The following is a 17706-nucleotide window of genomic DNA, read 5'->3' on the forward strand; positions in this document are numbered from 1 at the left end:
CTCAGGCCTCGCGGAGGGCGTCGACGATCTTCATGGCGTCGACGTGTTCGGCGACATCGTGCACGCGGATGATGTCGACATTGTCGCGCATCGCCCAGACGTTCATGGCGACCGTGCCGATCAGCCGCTCGCCGACGGGCCTGTCGAGGATCCTGCCGATCGACGACTTGCGCGAGACGCCGAGCAGGACGCGGAAGCCGAGCGCCCGGATCTCCGGCAGCCGGCGCACGGCCACGAGATTCTGGGCCAGCGTCTTGCCGAAGCCGATGCCGGGGTCGAGGACCAGCCTGTCGTCGCCGATCCCCGCGGCCCGCGCGATGGCGATGGTCCGGTCGAAGAACCGGCGCATGTCGTCGACGATGTCGATAGCAGCGTCGATCTCGTCGCGGTTGTGCATGGCGACCACGTCGACCCCGGCCTCGGCGGCGACGCGGGCCAGCCGCTCGTCGCGCTGCAGGCCCCAGACGTCGTTGACCATGCGCGCACCGGCCGCCACCGCCGCCGCCGCCACGTCGGCCTTGCGGGTATCGATGGAGAGCGGAACGCCGAGATCCGGCGCGACCGCCTCGATCACCGGCAGCACGCGGGCCAGTTCGGTCGCCGTGTCGACGGGCTCGTAACCGGGCCGCGTCGACTCGCCGCCGATGTCGAGGATGTCGGCGCCCTCGGCCGCCATCCGGCGCGCCTGTGCGATCGCCGCATCGACGGCCGCGAAGCGCCCGCCGTCGGAAAACGAGTCCGGCGTGACGTTGAGGATGCCCATGATGAGGGTGCGGCGCGCGGCGCCGGCGCCATGCGCTTTCGTCATGGCCTGCCCGCCCGGTGCCGGCAATCTCCGCTTTTTGCTTCCAACTCGCGTTTCCCGACGCTAAAACCCGCGCGACCCTTTCGGCGGGGGACGACCGAGGGTTCCTCTGCTGCCATTCACACGGTTTCCCAAGGAGAAGCAATTCAATGCGCGTCTACTACGATCGTGATGCCGACCTCAACCTGATCAAGGGCAAGAAGGTCGCCGTCGTCGGCTATGGCAGCCAGGGCCACGCCCATACGCTGAACCTGCGGGATTCCGGCGTCAGCGAACTCTGCGTGGCGCTGCGGCCGGGCTCCGCCTCGGCCAAGAAGGCCGAGGCCGAGGGGCTCGAGGTGAAGAGCGTCGCCGATGCCGCCAAGTGGGCCGACATGCTGATGATGTGCACGCCCGACGAGCTGCAGGCCGACATCTGGCGGGACCACATCGAGCCGAACATCCGCGACGGCGCGGCGATCGCGTTTGCGCACGGCCTCAACGTCCATTTCAACCTGATCGAGGCCGGGCCGTCGATCGACGTGATCATGATCGCGCCGAAGGGCCCGGGCCACACCGTGCGCTCCGAGTATGCGCGCGGCGGCGGCGTGCCCTGCCTGATGGCGATCGCCCAGGACGCCTCGGGCAACGCCCACGACCTCTGCCTGTCCTATGCCTCGGCGATCGGCGGCGGCCGCTCGGGCATCATCGAGACGACGTTCCAGGAGGAATGCGAGACCGACCTGTTCGGCGAGCAGGTGGTGCTGTGCGGCGGACTGGTCGAGCTGATCCGGGCCGGCTACGAGACGCTGACGGAGGCCGGCTACGCGCCCGAGATGGCCTATTTCGAGTGCCTGCACGAGGTGAAGCTGATCGTCGACCTGATCTACGAGGGCGGCATCGCCAACATGAACTACTCGATCTCCAACACCGCGGAGTTCGGCGAGTACGCATCGGGGCCGCGCATCATCACCGACGAGACCAGGGCCGAGATGAGGCGCGTGCTGAAGGACATCCAGACGGGCGCCTTCACCTCCGAATGGATCCGCGAGTGCAAGGCCGGCCAGCCGAAGTTCAAGGCGACGCGCCGCATGAACGACGCCCACCCGATAGAGGAGGTCGGCGAGAAGCTGCGCGGCATGATGCCGTGGATCAAGGCGAACCAGCTCGTCGACAAGGCGAAGAACTGACGCGCCTACGAATTGCCGAACGGTTGCGGGGCCGGCGGGGACGCCGGCCCTTTGTTTTGCGCGCCCCAAGGCCCGGGACCTGCAGCGGTGCGGTTCCGCCTCGCAAATTTCCGCCAATGCCGCTGGCCGGAACCGCGAAAGCCTGATTAATATCCCGGCGTAACATTGCCGCCGGCCGGTCTGCCTGCGTTTTCCACGTCTTTCAGTTCCAGTCTTTTCAAGAGGTTCGTTCCATGTCGCGGATCACCGCTCTCCTCATGCGCGGCCTTGCCGCCGTCTGTTTTTTCCTTCTCGCCACCACCGCGCCGCAGCACGTCAGGGCTGCCGACGGCGCCAAGGTCATCCTCGTCCTCGATGCATCCGGCTCGATGTGGGGGCAGATCGACGGCCGCACCAAGATCGAGATGGCCCGGGAGGCCGTCGCCACGATCCTGTCGACCTGGCGGGCCTCCGACGAACTCGGTCTCATCGCCTACGGACACCGCAGCAAGGGCGACTGCAACGACATCGAGGTCCTGATGGCACCGGGGTCGCTGGACAGGGACGGTTTCCAGGCGACCGTCAACAAGCTGAATCCGAAGGGCAAGACGCCGATGACCGAGGCCGTCCGGCAGGCGGCCACGGCGCTGAGATCAACGGAACAGGCGGCGACGGTGATCCTCGTTTCCGACGGCGAGGAAACCTGCAACGCCGATCCGTGCGCCGTGGCCAGCGAGCTCGAGGCGGCCGGCGTGGGCCTGACGGTGCACGCGGTCGGCCTCGATATCGCCGACCCGAAGACCAGGGCGCAACTCCAGTGCATCGCCGAGAACACGGGCGGCATGTTTGTCAGCGCCGACAACGCCGAGGAACTCGAAACGGCCCTGCAGACGACCGTTGCGGCGGCCCAGCAGGCGACGGCCGAGCCGGCGCAGCCGAAGCAGGAAGCGCCGCAGCCGGTCTCGCCGGTGACGCTGGAGGCAATGGCGGTCATGGTCGAGGGCGGGGCGGCCATCACCGAAGGCCTGGCCTGGGACGTCTTCGCGGCCGGAGCCGACGGCGCGGCGGCGGGCGATCCGATCGAGTACTCCTACGACAGCCCCTACAGGGCCGAACTCGCGCCCGGAGCCTACGTCCTGCGCGTCTCGCACGGCCTCGTGACGGCCGAGACGCCGGTCGAAATCGAGGCAGGCAAGACGGCCGAGGAGACGCTCGTGCTCAACGCCGGCATCGCCAAGGTCCGGGCATTCGCCGCGGAAGGCGCAAGCGATCCGCTGGACGCTGCCTTCACGCTCAGGAACGGAGACGGCAGCATCGACGCGACCGAGTACGGCACCGAGGTGTCGTTCATTGCGGCTGCAGGACCGTGGCAGCTCACGGTGAACCACGGCGCCGCCACCACGAGCGTTCCAGTCGAGGTGACGGCCGGCGAGACCACCGAACTCGACATCGTCATCGGTACCGGGACCATCCACGCCAGCGCAACGTATTCGGGCGCCGGCGACGCGGTGGCCGACGGCCTATTCTTCGAACTCGTGCCGGCCTCGAAGCCGGACGGCGAGCCGGTCGTCTACTCTTATGATCCCAGGGCAGTGCTCGTCGTGCCGGCCGGCGACTACCTGCTGCGCGCCACCGCGGGGCTCGCCAAGGTGTCGACGCCCGTCACCGTCGCCGCGGGCGGCGAGGCTTCGGTGACCGCCGTGCTCAGCGCCGGCGTGATCGCGGTGACGCGCGGTGAGGAGTTCTCCAGTTGCGAGATCCTCGGCGCCAAGAAGGACATCGCGGGCAATCGGGCCAATTTCGGCTACTGGTACGATCAGCAGTTCCAGACGGTCGCGCCGGCGGGCGACTATGCCGTCGTGTGCGCACGCGACGACGGGACCAAGGAAGAGGCGCCGGCGACGGTGACCGCCGGCGAACGCACCGAGACCGCCATGTAGGTGCGAAGGTTAAAGGCGACCCGGCGGATGAACGACGCCCACCCGATCGAGGAGGTCGGCGAGAAGCTGCGCGGCATGATGCCGTGGATCAAGGCGAACCAGCTCGTCGACAAGGCGAAGAACTGACGCGCCTACGAATTGCCGAACGGTTGCGGGGCCGGCGGGGACGCCGGCCTCGTTGATTCTGCACCTGCGGCGTCGGCGCCGTCCGAAGCCGGCGCGCCTTCGCCGGTCAGTTCTGGCTGTTCAGCACCTTTATCGGGAACGGCTTGAGCTCGGTGGTCGTCTTGAGGAAATCGGTGATCTGATCGATTCCCTTGACGGTCGCCGAGGAAATCACGCCCGTCGTGCAGGTGGTGTCGGTCATCGTGTCGGTGACGATGACGTAGGGCCCCTGGTCCTTCACGGTGGAGCAGGTGCACGACGCCTTCGTCGGATCGTCGGGATCGATGATGCACGGCTTGTCGAGGCACCAGGCCCAGTCGCGGTCGTTGTTGCACACCGCGTAGCTGGTGACGGGGAAATAGCGCGACCTGATCTGCTTGCCCTGATCCGTGTCGGTCACCTGCTGGCAGTCCTCCTGGCCGGCGGAGTATCCCGTCTTGACGTCACAGGCGCAGGACACGGTGTCCTTCTCGCCGGGTACCGGCGTACACGCGGCCGTCGTACACAACGCATATGTACTCTCGCAGAGCTTGAACCCGCTCGACTGCGCCGAGGCGGCTTCGGCAATCAGAGCAAACAAGAGTGCTAACGAAAAAAGCCCGGCATTCTTCCACATTGGACCCCTCCGACGGATCGAGCTGATGGAAACTGGACAGGTGCACCACTCACGCGCCGATCGGATCGATCGGTCGCGCTACGCTTGTCTGGGATGTTGCCCGGAAGAGTCCGCACAGCAGAGGGCCGACGGGGAGCAACCGGTTGCGGCACTACAAAGGTCCGCTTTCTATTCCATGCCGCTTCCGCCGCGTCAACCTGGCCGCTCGCCCCGGTTCTGTCGCCCGGCAGGTGTTCCGGCGGCGGGCGCAGGCGTTGGCCGGAACCCGCCGCACCATGCAAGGATGAGGGAATGTCAGACCCGTTGCTGATCCGCCGCGCGCGCCGCGACGAAGCCGCCGCCCTGTCCGATCTGGCCATGCGCGCCAAGGCGCACTGGGGCTACGACGACGCCTTCATGGAGATGTGCCGCGACGAACTGACGATCCACCCCGAGCGCATCGAGACCGGCGAGGTCTGGGTCGCGGAGCGGGACGGCGCCGCGATCGGGCTGCTCGAGGTCAGGTTCGAAGAGGACGGGGAGGCCGAAGTGCAGCATTGCTTCGTCGACCCCTCGGCGATGGCGAGCGGCATCGGCCGGCGGCTGTGGGCGAAGGCGGAGGACATCGCCCGCGCGGCCGGCGTCGCGGCGATCGGCGTCGACTCCGACCCGAATGCCGAGGGCTTCTATCAGGCGATGGGGGCGGTGACGGTGGCGCGGTCGCCGTCCGGCTCGATCCCGGGCCGGACCCTGCCGCGGCTGCGCAAGCGGCTCGCGCCGTCCGCAGCATAGCTACCGCAATGGCCCGGTTCATGCTAAACGGCGGCGCCTGCCAGTCCGCCATCAATCCATGAGCCGCCCAGTGAAACGCGCCTATCACGTTCTCGACGTCTTCACCGACAAGCCGCTGAGCGGCAATCCGCTCGCCGTCGTGCACGACTGCGACGGGCTCGACGGCACGGCGATGCAGTCCATCGCCAAGGAATTCAACCTGTCGGAGACCGTGTTCGTGCTGCCGGCGGAAAATCCGGCGCACACCGCCAAAGTACGCATCTTCACGCCGGGCAAGGAGGTTCCCTTCGCCGGCCATCCGACCGTCGGAACGGCGATCATCCTGGCCCGAAAGCGGTGGGGCACGGGAGAGGACGCCGATGGCGGCGAACGGGACGGCATCGTCGTGCTGGAGGAGAAGATCGGCATCGTGCGGATCGGCGTGACCCTCAAGAACGGCAGTGCCTTCGCCGAATTCGACATCCCGCAGAAACCGAGCGTCCTCGAACGGGCGATCGACACCGAACTGGCTGCCGCGGCGCTGGGTCTGGTGCCAGCAGAAATCGGCTTCGAAAACCACCGGCCGAGCAGTTTCACGGCCGGCCTGGACTTCGATTTCGTGCCGGTCCGCGATCTCGGCGTGCTGAAGCGCTGCAAGCTGGAGCGGCGGACCTTCGACAAGGCCTTCGCCGCGAAGGCCGCCTATGTCTACACGCGCGAGACCTATTCGACCGGGAACGACTTCCATGCCCGCATGTTCGCGCCGGGCTTCGGCGTCGAGGAAGATCCCGCGACCGGTTCGGCGGCGGCCGCCTTCGCGGGCGTCATCCGGCAGTTCGACCAGCCGCTCGGGGGCATCCATCGCTACCGGATCGAGCAGGGCCACATCATGGGCCGGGCGAGCCAGATCGGGCTCGAGATCGATGTTCAGGGCGACCTGCACGCGGTACGGATCGGCGGCGACGCGGTGGTCGTGGCCGAAGGGACGCTGGACGTCTGAGCCCCTTTCCGGGGCGCAAGCGATCGTCCGGCTTGTGCGATCGCGTATCCTCGTCTAAATAGTGGCCCTCCCACGTGCCGCAGCGAAACTGCAGGCTGCGCGCCGGTTACGAGGCATCCGAAGGTCGACATGACGAAGTACCGGGACGATATCGGATCTGCCGGGGCGCTTGCGCCCGGCGCCGACGCGTGCCCGCCGGCTTGCGACCTCGCCGCCCGCGACCTTATCGCCCTCCTTCTCCTTACCGGCCCCTGAGAGCCGGCGGCCCGCACGCGCGGGCAGGCACTCAGGGGAGCTCAGACACCGGCTGACGGCACACGGTCCCATGTGGCCAGCTTGCGAGAAGGACTACAGACGATGACTACGGAAAATCACACCGACGTATCGGGCGGCACCAGTACGAGCCCCAGTTCGAGCTTGGGCACCAGCGATCGCGACCGCCTCCTGATCTTCGACACCACCCTGCGCGACGGCGAGCAGTGCCCCGGCGCGTCGATGACCTTCGAGGAGAAGCTCCAGGTCGCCGAAGTGCTGGACGACATGGGCGTCGACATCATCGAGGCGGGTTTTCCGATCGCCAGCCAGGGCGATTTCGAGAGCGTCCGCGAGATCGCCAGGCGGGCCGAGAGGGCGGTGATCGCCGGTCTGTCGCGGGCCCAGTTCAACGACATCGACCGCTGCGCCGAGGCGGTGCGGGCGGCGCGGCGGCCGCGCATCCACACCTTCATCTCGACCTCGCCGATCCACATGAAGCACAAGCTGCAGATGGAGCCCGAAGCGGTGCTCCAGGCTGTGGTCGCCTCGGTGAAGCGGGCGCGCAACCATGTCGACGACGTCGAATGGAGCGCCGAGGACGGCACCCGGACGGAGTTCGAGTTCCTGTGCCGCTGCGTGGAGGCGGCCATCGGCGCCGGTGCGACGACGATCAACATTCCCGACACGGTCGGCTATTCGACGCCCGACGAGTACAAGAACCTGTTCATCCGGGTCCGCGAGGCGGTTCCGAATTCAGACAAGGCGGTGTTCTCGGTGCACTGCCACGACGACCTCGGCATGGCCGAGGCCAACAGCCTGGCCGGCGTTGCCGGCGGCGCCCGGCAGATCGAGTGCGCCGTCAACGGCATCGGCGAGCGGGCGGGCAACGCGGCGCTGGAAGAGATCGTCATGGCGATCAAGACCCGCAACGACGTGCTGCCGTACACGATCGGCGTCGACACCACGATGCTCATGCGGGCCTCCAAGCTGGTCGCCGCGGTGGCCTCGTTCCCGGTGCAGTACAACAAGGCGATCGTCGGCCGGAACGCCTTCGCGCACGAGTCCGGCATCCACCAGGACGGCATGCTGAAGCACACCCAGACCTACGAGATCATGACGCCTGACTCGGTCGGCGTGAAATCGACCTCGCTGGTGATGGGCAAGCATTCGGGCCGGCACGCCTTCGGCGAGAAGCTGAAGGAACTGGGCTACGACCTCGGCGACAACGCCTTCCAGGACGCGTTCAAGCGCTTCAAGGACCTCGCCGACCGCAAGAAGCATGTCTACGACGAGGACATCGAGGCGCTGATCGACGAGGAGATCGGCAACGCCCACGAACGCATCAAGGTCGTGGCGCTGACGGTCGTGGCCGGCACCGGTGGGCCGCAGAAGGCGACTCTGACCCTGGACATCGACGGCGACCGGCAGACCCGCGAGGCGACCGGCAACGGACCCGTCGACGCGATCTTCCTGGCCGTTCAGGCGATGGTGCCGCATCCCGCCAAGCTGGCGCTCTACCAGGTGCACGCGGTGACCGGCGGCACCGATGCGCAGGCTGAGGTGACGGTGCGGCTCGAGCACGAGGGCAAGGAGTATTCCGGCCGCGGCGCCGATCCCGACACCCTGACCGCATCGGCGCGCGCCTATGTCCACGCGCTCGGCAAGTTCCTCGCCAAGAGCGACCGCCTGCACGCCCAGGCGAGCTGACGGAAAGCGCCATCAGATGACCGAAGGGGGCCTCGCGGCCCCCTTCGTGTTTCAGCGGTTGCGCGCGAACATGCCGGCGACGGCTTCCCGAAGGTTCTCGGCCGAGAACGGCTTCTGCAGCAAGGGCGCCTGCGGGTGCTTCTCCGTGTAACTCGAGATCTCGCCGTAACCGGTAGCGAACGCGAAAGGGATGTCCGCCTGCGACAAGCGGTCGGCGACGGGTTCGCTGGTTTCGGATCCGAGGTTCACGTCGAGGATCGCCATGACGATGTCCTCGCTGTCGATGACCTGCATGGCCTTCGCCACCGTGGCGGCGAGGAAGACCTTGCTGGCCCCCATCTCCTCCAGGAAGTCCTCGCTGTCGAGCGCGATCAGCATGTTGTCCTCGACCAGCAGCACGTTCCCCGAGATCTTCGTCGGCTCGACGGCCGTCTCGTCGTCCCGTTCGGATTGGGCGGCATTGCCGCCCTCCACCCTTTCGATGTGGAGAGCGGGTATGACGAAGTCGGCTTCGAAGCCCGTCGGGACGAAACGGATGTCGGCCTTGCCCTGAAGCTCGAACGGGATCGATTGCTCGATGATGATGCTGCCGAAGCCGCGACGCGTCGGCGGCCTGACGACCGGGCCGTCGACTTCGCGCCAGGCAATCGTCAGCGAGCCGTCCGGCTCGCTGGTCAGGGCAATGGCGACCCGGCCGCGCCTGTCGCTGAGGGCGCCATACTTGGCGGAGTTGGTCACCAGCTCGTGAATGACGAGAGACAGCGTCGTATAGGCGCTCGGCTCGATAAACGGGTTCGGACCGGTGATCTCGACACGCTCGGCCGTCCCGCCCAGATAGGCTTCGGTCTCGGCCTGGATCATCTCGATGATCGAAGCGGAAGACCATTTCTTGTCCGTGATCTGGTCGTGCGCCCTTGCCAGCGCCTGGATGCGCCCGCCGATGACGTCGACGAACTCCTCGATCGATCCGTTGCCGGTGGTGCTCTGGGAGACCAGTCCGCGGATCAGGTTGAGGATGTTGCGGACGCGATGATTGAGCTCGGCGATCAGCAGTTCCTGTTGCTGCTGGGCACGGTCGCGATCGCGGTTGGCTGCATCGGAAATGCGCAGCACGACCTCGAGCATCGTGATGCGCAGGGATTCGGCGGCGTCCAGGTCGCCTTCCTCCCACGGCGCCGATTGGCCGCGAACCGTTTCCTGCCACGCCTCGAAACTCTTGCGGGGCGTCAGCCTGGCGCCGTTCGGGCCGTATTCGACCGGCTTGGACGGATCGCCCGCCCATTTGATAGTCTTGGCGATCTCGTTGCGGAACAGGACGATATAGTCGCGCGGCGCCCGCGACACCGGCAGCGCCATCAGTCCGGCGGGGCGCGAGGAGAAATTCGCGGCGGCGGCAAATACCGAGGGCAGCGCGTTCGTCGAATAGATCTGTCCCGGCGCGGTCGTGTTCAGGAACCGGACCAGCTGCATGAACTCGTCCTTCTCGGGGACCTGCCCGCGCTTCACGAAGCTGCCCTCGACCCAGCCGGCGATGCCGCTGCACGGTATCAGCGAGGCCAGCGCAGTGGCGAGCGGCTCGAAGCTGTCGCGCACCGTCGAGCCTTCCGCGAGATCCGCCATCAGCTTGTTGTGCAAAGCCTGGGTCGCGGCGGACTGGGCGCGGGCCCGGTCGCCGAGCTGCTGGTCCAGCAGGAAGGCGAACATCTCGGCAAACAGTTCCGCGGCCGTCCTAACGTCATAGGACAGAACGAGGGGCGAATAGTGGTGGCAGGAAAACAGTCCCCACAGCTCTCCCCGGCGCAGGATCGAGATCGACATCGACGCCTCGACGCCCATGTTCTGGAGATACTCGATGTGGATCGGCGACACCGCCCGGAGCCCGCACATCGACATGTCGAGCGGCCGGCCCTCCGGGCTGATCCCGGGGATGACGGGTACGGTGCGTCCGTTGACGTCGCTGATGATGCGCAGAAGATTGCGGCGATAGAGTTCGCGGGCCTGCCTGGGGATGTCGGATGCCGGGTAGTGGAGGCCGAGAAAGGTCCCGATGCCCGGCTCCGCCGCCTCGGCGATGACTTCCCCTGAATCGTCGGGGGCGAAACGGTAGACCATGACGCGGTCGAACCCGGTCAGCGACTTCACGAACTTCGCCGCCGTGTTGCACAGGGAGTCGACGTCGGTGCTCTGCCGCAGACGCTCGATCATCAGGCGGACCTGCGAGGTGTACTGGCTGTCGACGTCGAAATTGGCCGGCTCGAACTCAAGGACGATGTTGGAGCCGGAGAAGTGCACGGCCACGTCCAGTCTGGTATCGGGCTTGGATGCCACCTCGACGCCGAAGATGCGCTCGACCGAATCGGTGCCGTAGAGCCCGCTCAGCCCCTTCCTGATCCGGTCCAGGGTCTGGTAACCGAGAATCTCGGCGGCCGGCAGGCCGATGATGTCGGCGGCCTCGCGATCGAAGCAGCCGGCGACATTCTCCGAGGCGTGCACGATCATCCAGTCGGAGGACACCGCCAGCAGCCAGCCGAAATCCTGGATCCGGCCGAGAATGTGAATTGGCTCCCGGTCGCAATTCGTCAGGTCGACGGGGTCCTGGCCGGGCACTTGCGACGTCGTCGCCATTGGTTCAGTCCTGTTCCACTGTCTGCAGGGCCGCGCCGAAACACTCGAATGTCTGCTGCGCGGATCGAATGGTCTGATCGGCCGGGGGACCGAATTCGGGGAGCGCCGCCAGATTCGGCCGGACGGACGCCCACAGAAGGCGCAGCCGCTCGCTCGCCAGGTAACGCGTCGCCGATCCGGCACCCGTCCGGTCGCTGCCGCGCAAGCGCTTCAGCAGCACGCCGGCGCCGAGCGACGATCCGCCGATCACATAGAGGATTCCGCTGTCCCTTGCGGGGGTGGCCAGATCCAGGTGCCGGACGCTCCGGCTACGCGCGCGCCGGGCGGCGTCCAGCGACGCAAGATCGGCCTCGACATCGCGACAAAGGCCGCCGATCACCTCTCCGAACGGACTTTGCAGGGCGCGCAGCCAGCCGTCGGCGCATGCCAGGGCGAGCGCGTGGGCTGCCAGGAACGTCCGGTACCCGGACGGCGATTCCATGTCCAGGGCGCTGAAGCGGGACTCAAGGTCCAGATGATGCGCCCTGGTCTCGGCCCAGAGCCTGGCATGCAATCCAATTTTCGCCAATGCGTTCCACTCTCAGGTGCGGACAACGAATAAACACGGGTCGAGCGCAGTGGCGGTATTGCACAAGATCAATGTTCCCGCGACATCATTTGACATAGCGCATCATCACAAGATTGCACCATGTTCCGCAACCGGGTGCAGCATCCCGTGGCGCGCCCGCTCCGGCGAGCCGCCGGCCGCGCAGGGTAGCGGACCCGGTCGTGCGACCGAACGTCGAGCCACGACGCCGGTCAGTAGGGCGCCTCGACGCCGCCCAGGTTGACGTAGACGCTCTTGCGCTCCGAATAGAAGTCGAGCGCCGCCAGTCCGTTCTCGCGCCCGATCCCCGACATCTTGGTGCCGCCGAACGGCATCGCGACCGGCGTCAGGTTGTAGGCGTTGAGCCAGACGACGCCGGCCTGCAGGGCGGCGGCCATGCGGTGCGCCCGCGGCAGGTCGCGGGTCATCACGCCCGCCGCAAGGCCATAGGGCGTCGCGTTGGCGCGGGCGACCGCTTCGTCCTCGCTGTCGAAGGTGAGCACGCTCATCACCGGCCCGAAGATCTCCTCGCCGACGATCCGCATGTCGTCGGTGCAATCGGCGAAGATCGCCGGGCGCATGAAATAGCCGCGGGCCAGCGGCCCTTCGACGATGCGTTCGCCCCCGGTCATCAGGCGGGCGCCCTCCGCCTTGCCGGCCTCGACATAGGACAGCACCTTGGCCAGATGGTCGCCTGAGATCATCGGGCCCATCTGCGTCTGCGCATCGAGGGGGTCGCCGACGCGGATCGCCTCGGTCCGCCTGACCGCCCGGTCGAGGAACGCGTTGTGGACGCCGCGCTGCACGAAGACGCGTGTGGCGTTGGAACATATCTCGCCCTGCGTGTAGAAGTTGCCGAGCATGGCGGCCGACACCGCGTCGTCGATGTCGGCATCGTCGAAGACGATCAGCGGCGACTTGCCGCCCAGTTCCATGGTGACGTGCTTGAGCGTTCCGGCGGCCGCCTCCATCACCTTCGCACCCGTCGGAACCGAGCCGGTCAGCGAGATCTTGGCGATGCCGGGATGGGTGGCCAGCGCCGAGCCGACCTCGCGGCCGCCGAGCACGACGTTCATCAGGCCCGGCGGCGCGCCGGCCTCCTCGATGATCTCCGACAGCGCCAGCGCGGAGACCGGCGTCAGTTCGCTCGGCTTGAACACCATGGCGTTGCCGGCGGCGAGCGCCGGCGCCGTCTTCCAGCTGGCGATCTGGATGGGGTAGTTCCAGGCGCCGATGCCGCCGACGACGCCGAGCGGCTGGCGGCGCGTGTAGGCGAAGGCGTCCGGCCCGAGGTCGATATGCTCGCCGTAGGCGCCCTGCAGGACGCCTGCGAAGAACTCGAAGCAGTCGGCGGCCGAATCGATGTCGGCCTCCGGCACCTCCTGGATCGGCTTGCCGGCGTCGAGGACCTCGATGCGGGCAAGCTCCATGCGCTTGTCGCGCAGCCGCTCCGACACGCGGTGCAGCACCCGGGCGCGCTCGGCCGGCGGCCGCGCGATCCACGCGGCCTGTGCGACCGCTGCCGCCTTGACCGCGTCGTCGACCTCGGCGGGGGAGGCGGCCGACACCTCGGCAAGCGGCTCGCCCGTGGTCGGGTTGATGGTGACGAAGGCGGCGCCGGTGCCGTCGCGATGGGCGCCGCCGATGTGGTTTCGCAGTCGTCCGAGGCTGGTCATGCCGATCTCCGTCTTCACGCATCCATGCTGCGGGCGCATCCTAGTGCAGGGAACCCGATATTCGAGCCCCGCTTGCAGCACGAGCAGTGTCGAATATCAAACTCGGACGTTCCACCGGAAGCCCTTCGGCGTCCGGTACCCGGATGCGGGAACCGAACCGGTGGATCGGGAGCATGGCGACGAACGCCGGCTCGGGCTTGTCCGCGGCCGGCAGGGGAGGGCGCAGTCAGGATGACGGACATCGATCAGGAGCAGGACCCGGAGACAGGGGAAGCGGCACCGGGGGAAGCGGGAACGGGCGCAACCAGCAGCGCCGGCCTGCGCATTGGGCTCGTCGCCCATGACAGCCGCAAGGAGGCACTGGTCGGCTGGGTCGGACGCTGGCACGACGCGCTGGCGCCGCAGGAGATGACCGCGACGGGCACGACCGGGCAGGTGGTCCGGGACGCCTATCCCGATCTTGCCGTGCACCGGCTGAAGAGCGGACCGCTGGGCGGCGACCAGCAGATGGGCGCGCTGATCGCGGAAGGCAGGCTCGACGTCCTGATCTTCTTCATGGACCCGCTGACGCCGATGCCGCACGACGTCGACGTCAAGGCGCTGCTGCGGCTCGCCGTCCTGTACGACGTGCCGGTCGCGTGCAATCCCGCAACGGCGGACTGCATCGCCGCCGGGTTCGCCGTGATCGGACGGCGACAGGCGGAGTGAGGTCGCCCGCGACGGCCGTTGCGTCGGGCCGTCCGGCGGGGCCGCCGCCGGCGCGGGCGAATTCGCGTGATCGCGTCTGGACGCCGGGCGATTGCGTTGTTATATCCCCGATCAACGGACCTCGTCGCGGCCCAGCCGCACATTCCGCTTTCGGCGGGCGCATAGCTCAGTTGGTAGAGCAGCTGACTCTTAATCAGCGGGTCCAAGGTTCGAGTCCTTGTGCGCCCACCAATCCTTTCAATGACTTAGCCCCAGAGGGGGCAGGGCGCGGTTAAGGCCGGCCTAGGGTCCGGACGTCCGGGACTGGCTGCAGTCCGATCCACCCGCGATCTCCCGATTCCGCGACCGGTTGGTCGTTGGCTTCGATTGCGCTGCCTCGCGCTCCGCCTGCGCTGCGCGTTCGGCCCAGGCGTTGGCATGGCCTCCAAGGAGGGCCGCGAGGCGTCGGTACTCGTCGGACAGCATCGCTGCGGCGTAGGCGCGCATGTCGTCCGGCATTCTGGGCGTGGCCGGGACATCGCGGTCGCGGTTCTGATCGATGCGCTGCGGCTCCACGCCGACAAGGCGCTGCACCTCCTGGACGAATGCCTGCGAATCCGCGACCAGGTCGTCGAAGAAGAGAACCTTCAGGCGCTCGCCGAAGTGAGCAGTCCAGCGTTCGTAGACCCGGGACTGCAGGGAGCGGGCCTGGACGCCGGGATCCTCGCAGAATGACTTGAACGATTCGAAGCTCTCCAGCGGCATCGTCACGGACCGCTTTCGGTTTATCATCCGGGCGTGGGACCAAAGACGCGAAACCGGGTCGCGCAGGATCAAGATCACCTTGATGTGCGGCAATCCCCAGGCCAGGTCCTCCACCGTCTCCGCGGGCAGCGTGGAGTATCCCGGCGTGATGTCGCCGGCGAACTTGCTGCCGGCGGGCCGAAACAGTTCCTTGTATCGCCGGATGCTCTGGTCGCCGTCCTTGATGGCCCTTTGCAGACGCTCGACGAATCGCCTGTCGCGCTGGCCCTGTCGCGTCTTTGCGTTCAAGATCTCGTTGCGGCGGTAGGGTCGATCGAGCGGCTTGTCGAAGAAGTGCAGTTCCTTGATCGGCGGAAGCCATATCTGCGGATGCTGCCGCAGCATTCGGTAGAGGAACGTGGTCCCGGCGCGCTGGCTGCCGATGCACATGAAGGCCGGACGTCCGCCCGGACCGGATTCACTGGAAGCAGGTGAATCGATCATTCCCCGATCTGCTCACTTCCTATCGGTCTGGGCGGTTGTTCAATTCGGGCACAGCCAAGCAGTGACATCGATGTGATCTGGTGCCGGAGCGTGGTTTATTTCGTCTGCACCGGACATGCGGCAATCGCCTCCATATGCGACGCTTTCATAGAATTCGAAGAAGCGGCTGGATTACACGTTCGCCGAAACGTGCACAGGTTTCACCGGGTTTTGCTCCCATTCTGCCGAGATCCTGCGAAGAAGATCCCCAGCAAGATATAGATCATAGCGAGATATGCCGGCTAATTGTCAATAGTGTTTGATATGTGAATTGTCACCGCCAGGGTCGTTGTCCGAGAGAGTTATTGTCCAGTCGTGCGGCGGTGGCCGGGAGCCGTCCACCTGGAGGCGATGCGCCGCGCGCGGGTGCGGCCGGCCGTGTTTTGGAGCGTGCACCGCAAGGTCCAGCTGTGGTATCTGCGGCGCGGACGGAATTCTGGATGGTGTTCAGTGGAATATCGCGCCGAAATTGACGGCCTGCGGGCCGTGGCGGTCCTGTCGGTGGTGTTCTTCCATCTGGGGTGGAACGCCTTTCCCGGCGGCTTCGTGGGTGTCGACGTCTTCTTCGTCATCTCCGGCTACCTGATCACCAAGCGCATCGTCGGCGACCTCGACGCGGGGCGCTTCACGTTCCGCCGGTTCTACATGGCGCGGGTGCGGCGCATCCTGCCGGCCATGCTGGCGACGGTCGCGCTGGTATTCGTGGCGGCGACGATACTGTTTTCTCCGACGCTTCTGGCCGAGACGGGGCAGGCGTCCATTGCCACCGTCCTGTCGGCCTACAACATCCTGCTGTTCCTGCAGGTCAGCTACTTCGACACCGAAGCCCTGTTCAAGCCGCTGCTGCACATGTGGTCGCTCGGGGTGGAAGAGCAGTTCTACCTGGTGTGGCCGGCGCTCCTGCTGGCCTGGGCGGCCGTTCCGTCGCGCAGCCTGCGGCTGGCCGCGATCGGAATCCTTGCCATCGCCAGCGTCGCCGCCTCGCAGTGGGCCGTGGAGTGGTCGCCGTCGGCAGCGTACTACCTCACCCCGTTCAGGGTTCACGAGTTCCTGGTCGGCGCGGTGCTGGTGCGAACCAATGCCGGCCTCTCGCTGCCTGCGGCGATGCGCGACGGCATGACGGCGGCGGGCGTGGGGCTGATCGCCTATGCGGTTGTCGTCTACTCCGAAGCGACGCCGTTTCCCGGCGTCGCGGCACTGGTGCCCTGCCTCGGCGCAGGGCTGGTCATCTTCGCCGGCCGCAGCCGGGTCGCCTCGCTTCTGCTCTGCAATCGGGCAATGGTGGGCGTCGGCCTGATCTCCTATTCCCTGTACCTGGTGCACTGGCCGGTGATCGTCTTCTACCGTTACGCGGCGGTGACGGAGGGCGGCACGGCCATCGACATCATCCTGATCGCGTCGATGATCCTGCTCGCCGTGCTCATGTATCGCTATGTGGAGACCCCGTTCCGGGTGCCGGCCAAGGCGGGGCTGTCGTCGCGGACCGTGCTGGCGGCCTGCTGCGGTGCGGCCGTGGCGATTTCCGCGACGGCGGCCGCGGCGGTCACCGAGGAGGGCTGGCCGAGCCGGATGGCGCCGGAGGTCGCGCAGATGGTCGCCAATATCAAGCGGTCGCGGGCGGAGACCTGGGACTACGTGTCGGAGCCGGATTCTCCCGGCCAGCAGCCCTTCGATCGCGGCGGCGTGAAGGTGCTGATCCTCGGGGACAGCCATTCGAAGGACCTGTTCAACGCGGTGTACCTCAATCCCGGCATGTGGGGAGACATGCAGTTCCGCCGTCTTTCGCTTCCGCCGAACTGCCTGGGCCTGATGAAGAAAGGCGACGCATTCGAGCCGCGGACGAAGGACGAGAAGGACTGCGTCGAAAGGATCGCCGCCGTCAGGGAGTCCAGTCAGTACAAGAAGGCAGACGCGATCATCGGCGTGATGCGCTGGTATCCGATCGCCCTCCGCAATCTCGACGCCTTCAAGGAGTTCGCCGGACGGCACGGCGCCCGCCTGGCGCTGACGACGCGCAAGATCGAGTTCGCCGACGTTCCCGAACTCGTGTCCCGGATGGGCGGAATCGACCGGGCGGAATCGATCCTGCGGTCCACGGTGGTCGACAAGTGGCGGCTGTCCAACAAGCTGCTGACCAGGCAGGCAGGGGAACAGGGGATACCGATCCTCGATCTGTACCCGGTGTCCTGTCCGGGGGAACACTGTCCCCTGGAGACCCCCGACCACCAGCTTGCCTATCTCGACGGCCATCACTGGTCGCTCGAGGGGGCGAGGTACTTCGGGAGGATGATGGCCGAGGCGGGTTTCTTCGACGGCCTGCGCGATCCGGCCGCCGAGGAGGGGGCCGGCAGGAACTTGTCCTCCAGGGGCGCGGACGGCGCGACGTTCTAGGCCGTTCCCTGGCGCGGAGACCCCTTCGCGCCGCCTGAGGCGTGCGCGCGCCAGGCACTGTGCCGGCG

The 17706-nt window shown here is 67.0% G+C and carries 13 protein-coding genes, 1 tRNA gene and 1 pseudogene; 9 read left to right on the top strand and 6 right to left on the bottom strand.

Going from position 1 to position 17706, the window contains the following annotated elements; genetic code table 11:
* Position 1 precedes the first annotated feature (1 nt).
* Positions 2-808, bottom strand: a complete 807-nt coding sequence (gene folP, locus V3328_RS22885; protein WP_340332046.1) for a dihydropteroate synthase — start codon at positions 806-808, stop codon at positions 2-4.
* A 146-nt stretch (positions 809-954) separates the two neighbouring features.
* Here folP and ilvC point away from each other — a divergent pair, with 146 nt between their 5' ends.
* The 3 genes and pseudogenes from ilvC to V3328_RS22900 form a co-directional block, all read left to right on the top strand.
* A complete protein-coding gene (gene ilvC, locus V3328_RS22890) occupies positions 955-1974 on the top strand; it encodes a ketol-acid reductoisomerase (RefSeq protein ID WP_340332047.1) in 1020 nt (339 codons plus the stop codon).
* Positions 1975-2207: 233 nt separating this feature from the next.
* On the top strand, positions 2208-3893 hold the full coding sequence (locus V3328_RS22895; RefSeq protein WP_340332048.1) for a vWA domain-containing protein: 1686 nt from the start codon (positions 2208-2210) through the stop codon (positions 3891-3893).
* A 6-nt stretch (positions 3894-3899) separates the two neighbouring features.
* Positions 3900-4019: pseudogene (locus tag V3328_RS22900) on the top strand (ketol-acid reductoisomerase); the annotation flags it as partial.
* A 106-nt stretch (positions 4020-4125) separates the two neighbouring features.
* Here V3328_RS22900 and V3328_RS22905 read toward each other — a convergent pair.
* Positions 4126-4674 (bottom strand): hypothetical protein, encoded by a 549-nt coding sequence (locus V3328_RS22905; protein ID WP_340332049.1) that lies wholly within the window; start codon positions 4672-4674, stop codon positions 4126-4128.
* Positions 4675-4965: 291 nt separating this feature from the next.
* On the opposite strand from V3328_RS22905, the gene V3328_RS22910 reads away from it, so the two are divergent.
* The 3 genes from V3328_RS22910 (at position 4966) to V3328_RS22920 (ending at position 8386) form a co-directional block, all read left to right on the top strand.
* Positions 4966-5445 carry a GNAT family N-acetyltransferase gene (locus tag V3328_RS22910; RefSeq protein WP_340332050.1) on the top strand — a complete coding sequence of 160 codons (480 nt, stop codon included), beginning with the start codon at positions 4966-4968 and terminating at the stop codon, positions 5443-5445.
* A 70-nt stretch (positions 5446-5515) separates the two neighbouring features.
* Positions 5516-6424, top strand: a complete 909-nt coding sequence (locus tag V3328_RS22915) for a PhzF family phenazine biosynthesis protein (protein ID WP_340332051.1) — start codon at positions 5516-5518, stop codon at positions 6422-6424.
* 357 nt (positions 6425-6781) lie between these two features.
* Complete coding sequence (locus V3328_RS22920) at positions 6782-8386, top strand: 2-isopropylmalate synthase (RefSeq protein WP_340332052.1); 1605 nt, start codon at positions 6782-6784, stop codon at positions 8384-8386.
* A gap of 51 nt (positions 8387-8437) precedes the next feature.
* On the opposite strand, the gene V3328_RS22925 is transcribed toward V3328_RS22920, so the two are convergent.
* The 3 genes from V3328_RS22925 to betB all read right to left on the bottom strand — a co-directional run bounded on the left by V3328_RS22925 (position 8438) and on the right by betB (position 13273).
* The gene (locus V3328_RS22925; protein ID WP_340332053.1) at positions 8438-11011 is read right to left on the bottom strand and encodes an HWE histidine kinase domain-containing protein; all 2574 of its coding nucleotides are present in this window, start codon (positions 11009-11011) and stop codon (positions 8438-8440) included.
* 4 nt (positions 11012-11015) lie between these two features.
* Positions 11016-11564 (bottom strand): hypothetical protein, encoded by a 549-nt coding sequence (locus V3328_RS22930; RefSeq protein WP_340332054.1) that lies wholly within the window; start codon positions 11562-11564, stop codon positions 11016-11018.
* Between the two features lie 245 nt (positions 11565-11809).
* Positions 11810-13273: a betaine-aldehyde dehydrogenase gene (betB, locus tag V3328_RS22935; RefSeq protein WP_340332055.1), complete on the bottom strand. Its 1464-nt coding sequence runs from the start codon at positions 13271-13273 to the stop codon at positions 11810-11812.
* Between the two features lie 231 nt (positions 13274-13504).
* Here betB and V3328_RS22940 point away from each other — a divergent pair, with 231 nt between their 5' ends.
* Complete coding sequence (locus tag V3328_RS22940) at positions 13505-13981, top strand: methylglyoxal synthase (protein WP_340332056.1); 477 nt, start codon at positions 13505-13507, stop codon at positions 13979-13981.
* 155 nt (positions 13982-14136) lie between these two features.
* Positions 14137-14212, top strand: a tRNA-Lys gene (locus tag V3328_RS22945).
* Between the two features lie 51 nt (positions 14213-14263).
* Here V3328_RS22945 and V3328_RS22950 read toward each other — a convergent pair.
* Positions 14264-15208 (bottom strand): sulfotransferase family protein, encoded by a 945-nt coding sequence (locus V3328_RS22950; RefSeq protein WP_340332057.1) that lies wholly within the window; start codon positions 15206-15208, stop codon positions 14264-14266.
* Positions 15209-15697: 489 nt separating this feature from the next.
* Here V3328_RS22950 and V3328_RS22955 point away from each other — a divergent pair, with 489 nt between their 5' ends.
* Positions 15698-17638: an acyltransferase family protein gene (locus V3328_RS22955; protein WP_340332058.1), complete on the top strand. Its 1941-nt coding sequence runs from the start codon at positions 15698-15700 to the stop codon at positions 17636-17638.
* Positions 17639-17706 lie beyond the last annotated feature (68 nt).

Source organism: Microbaculum marinum, from assembly GCF_037855135.1.
GTDB classification, from domain to species: Bacteria; Pseudomonadota; Alphaproteobacteria; order Rhizobiales; family Tepidamorphaceae; genus Microbaculum; species Microbaculum marinum.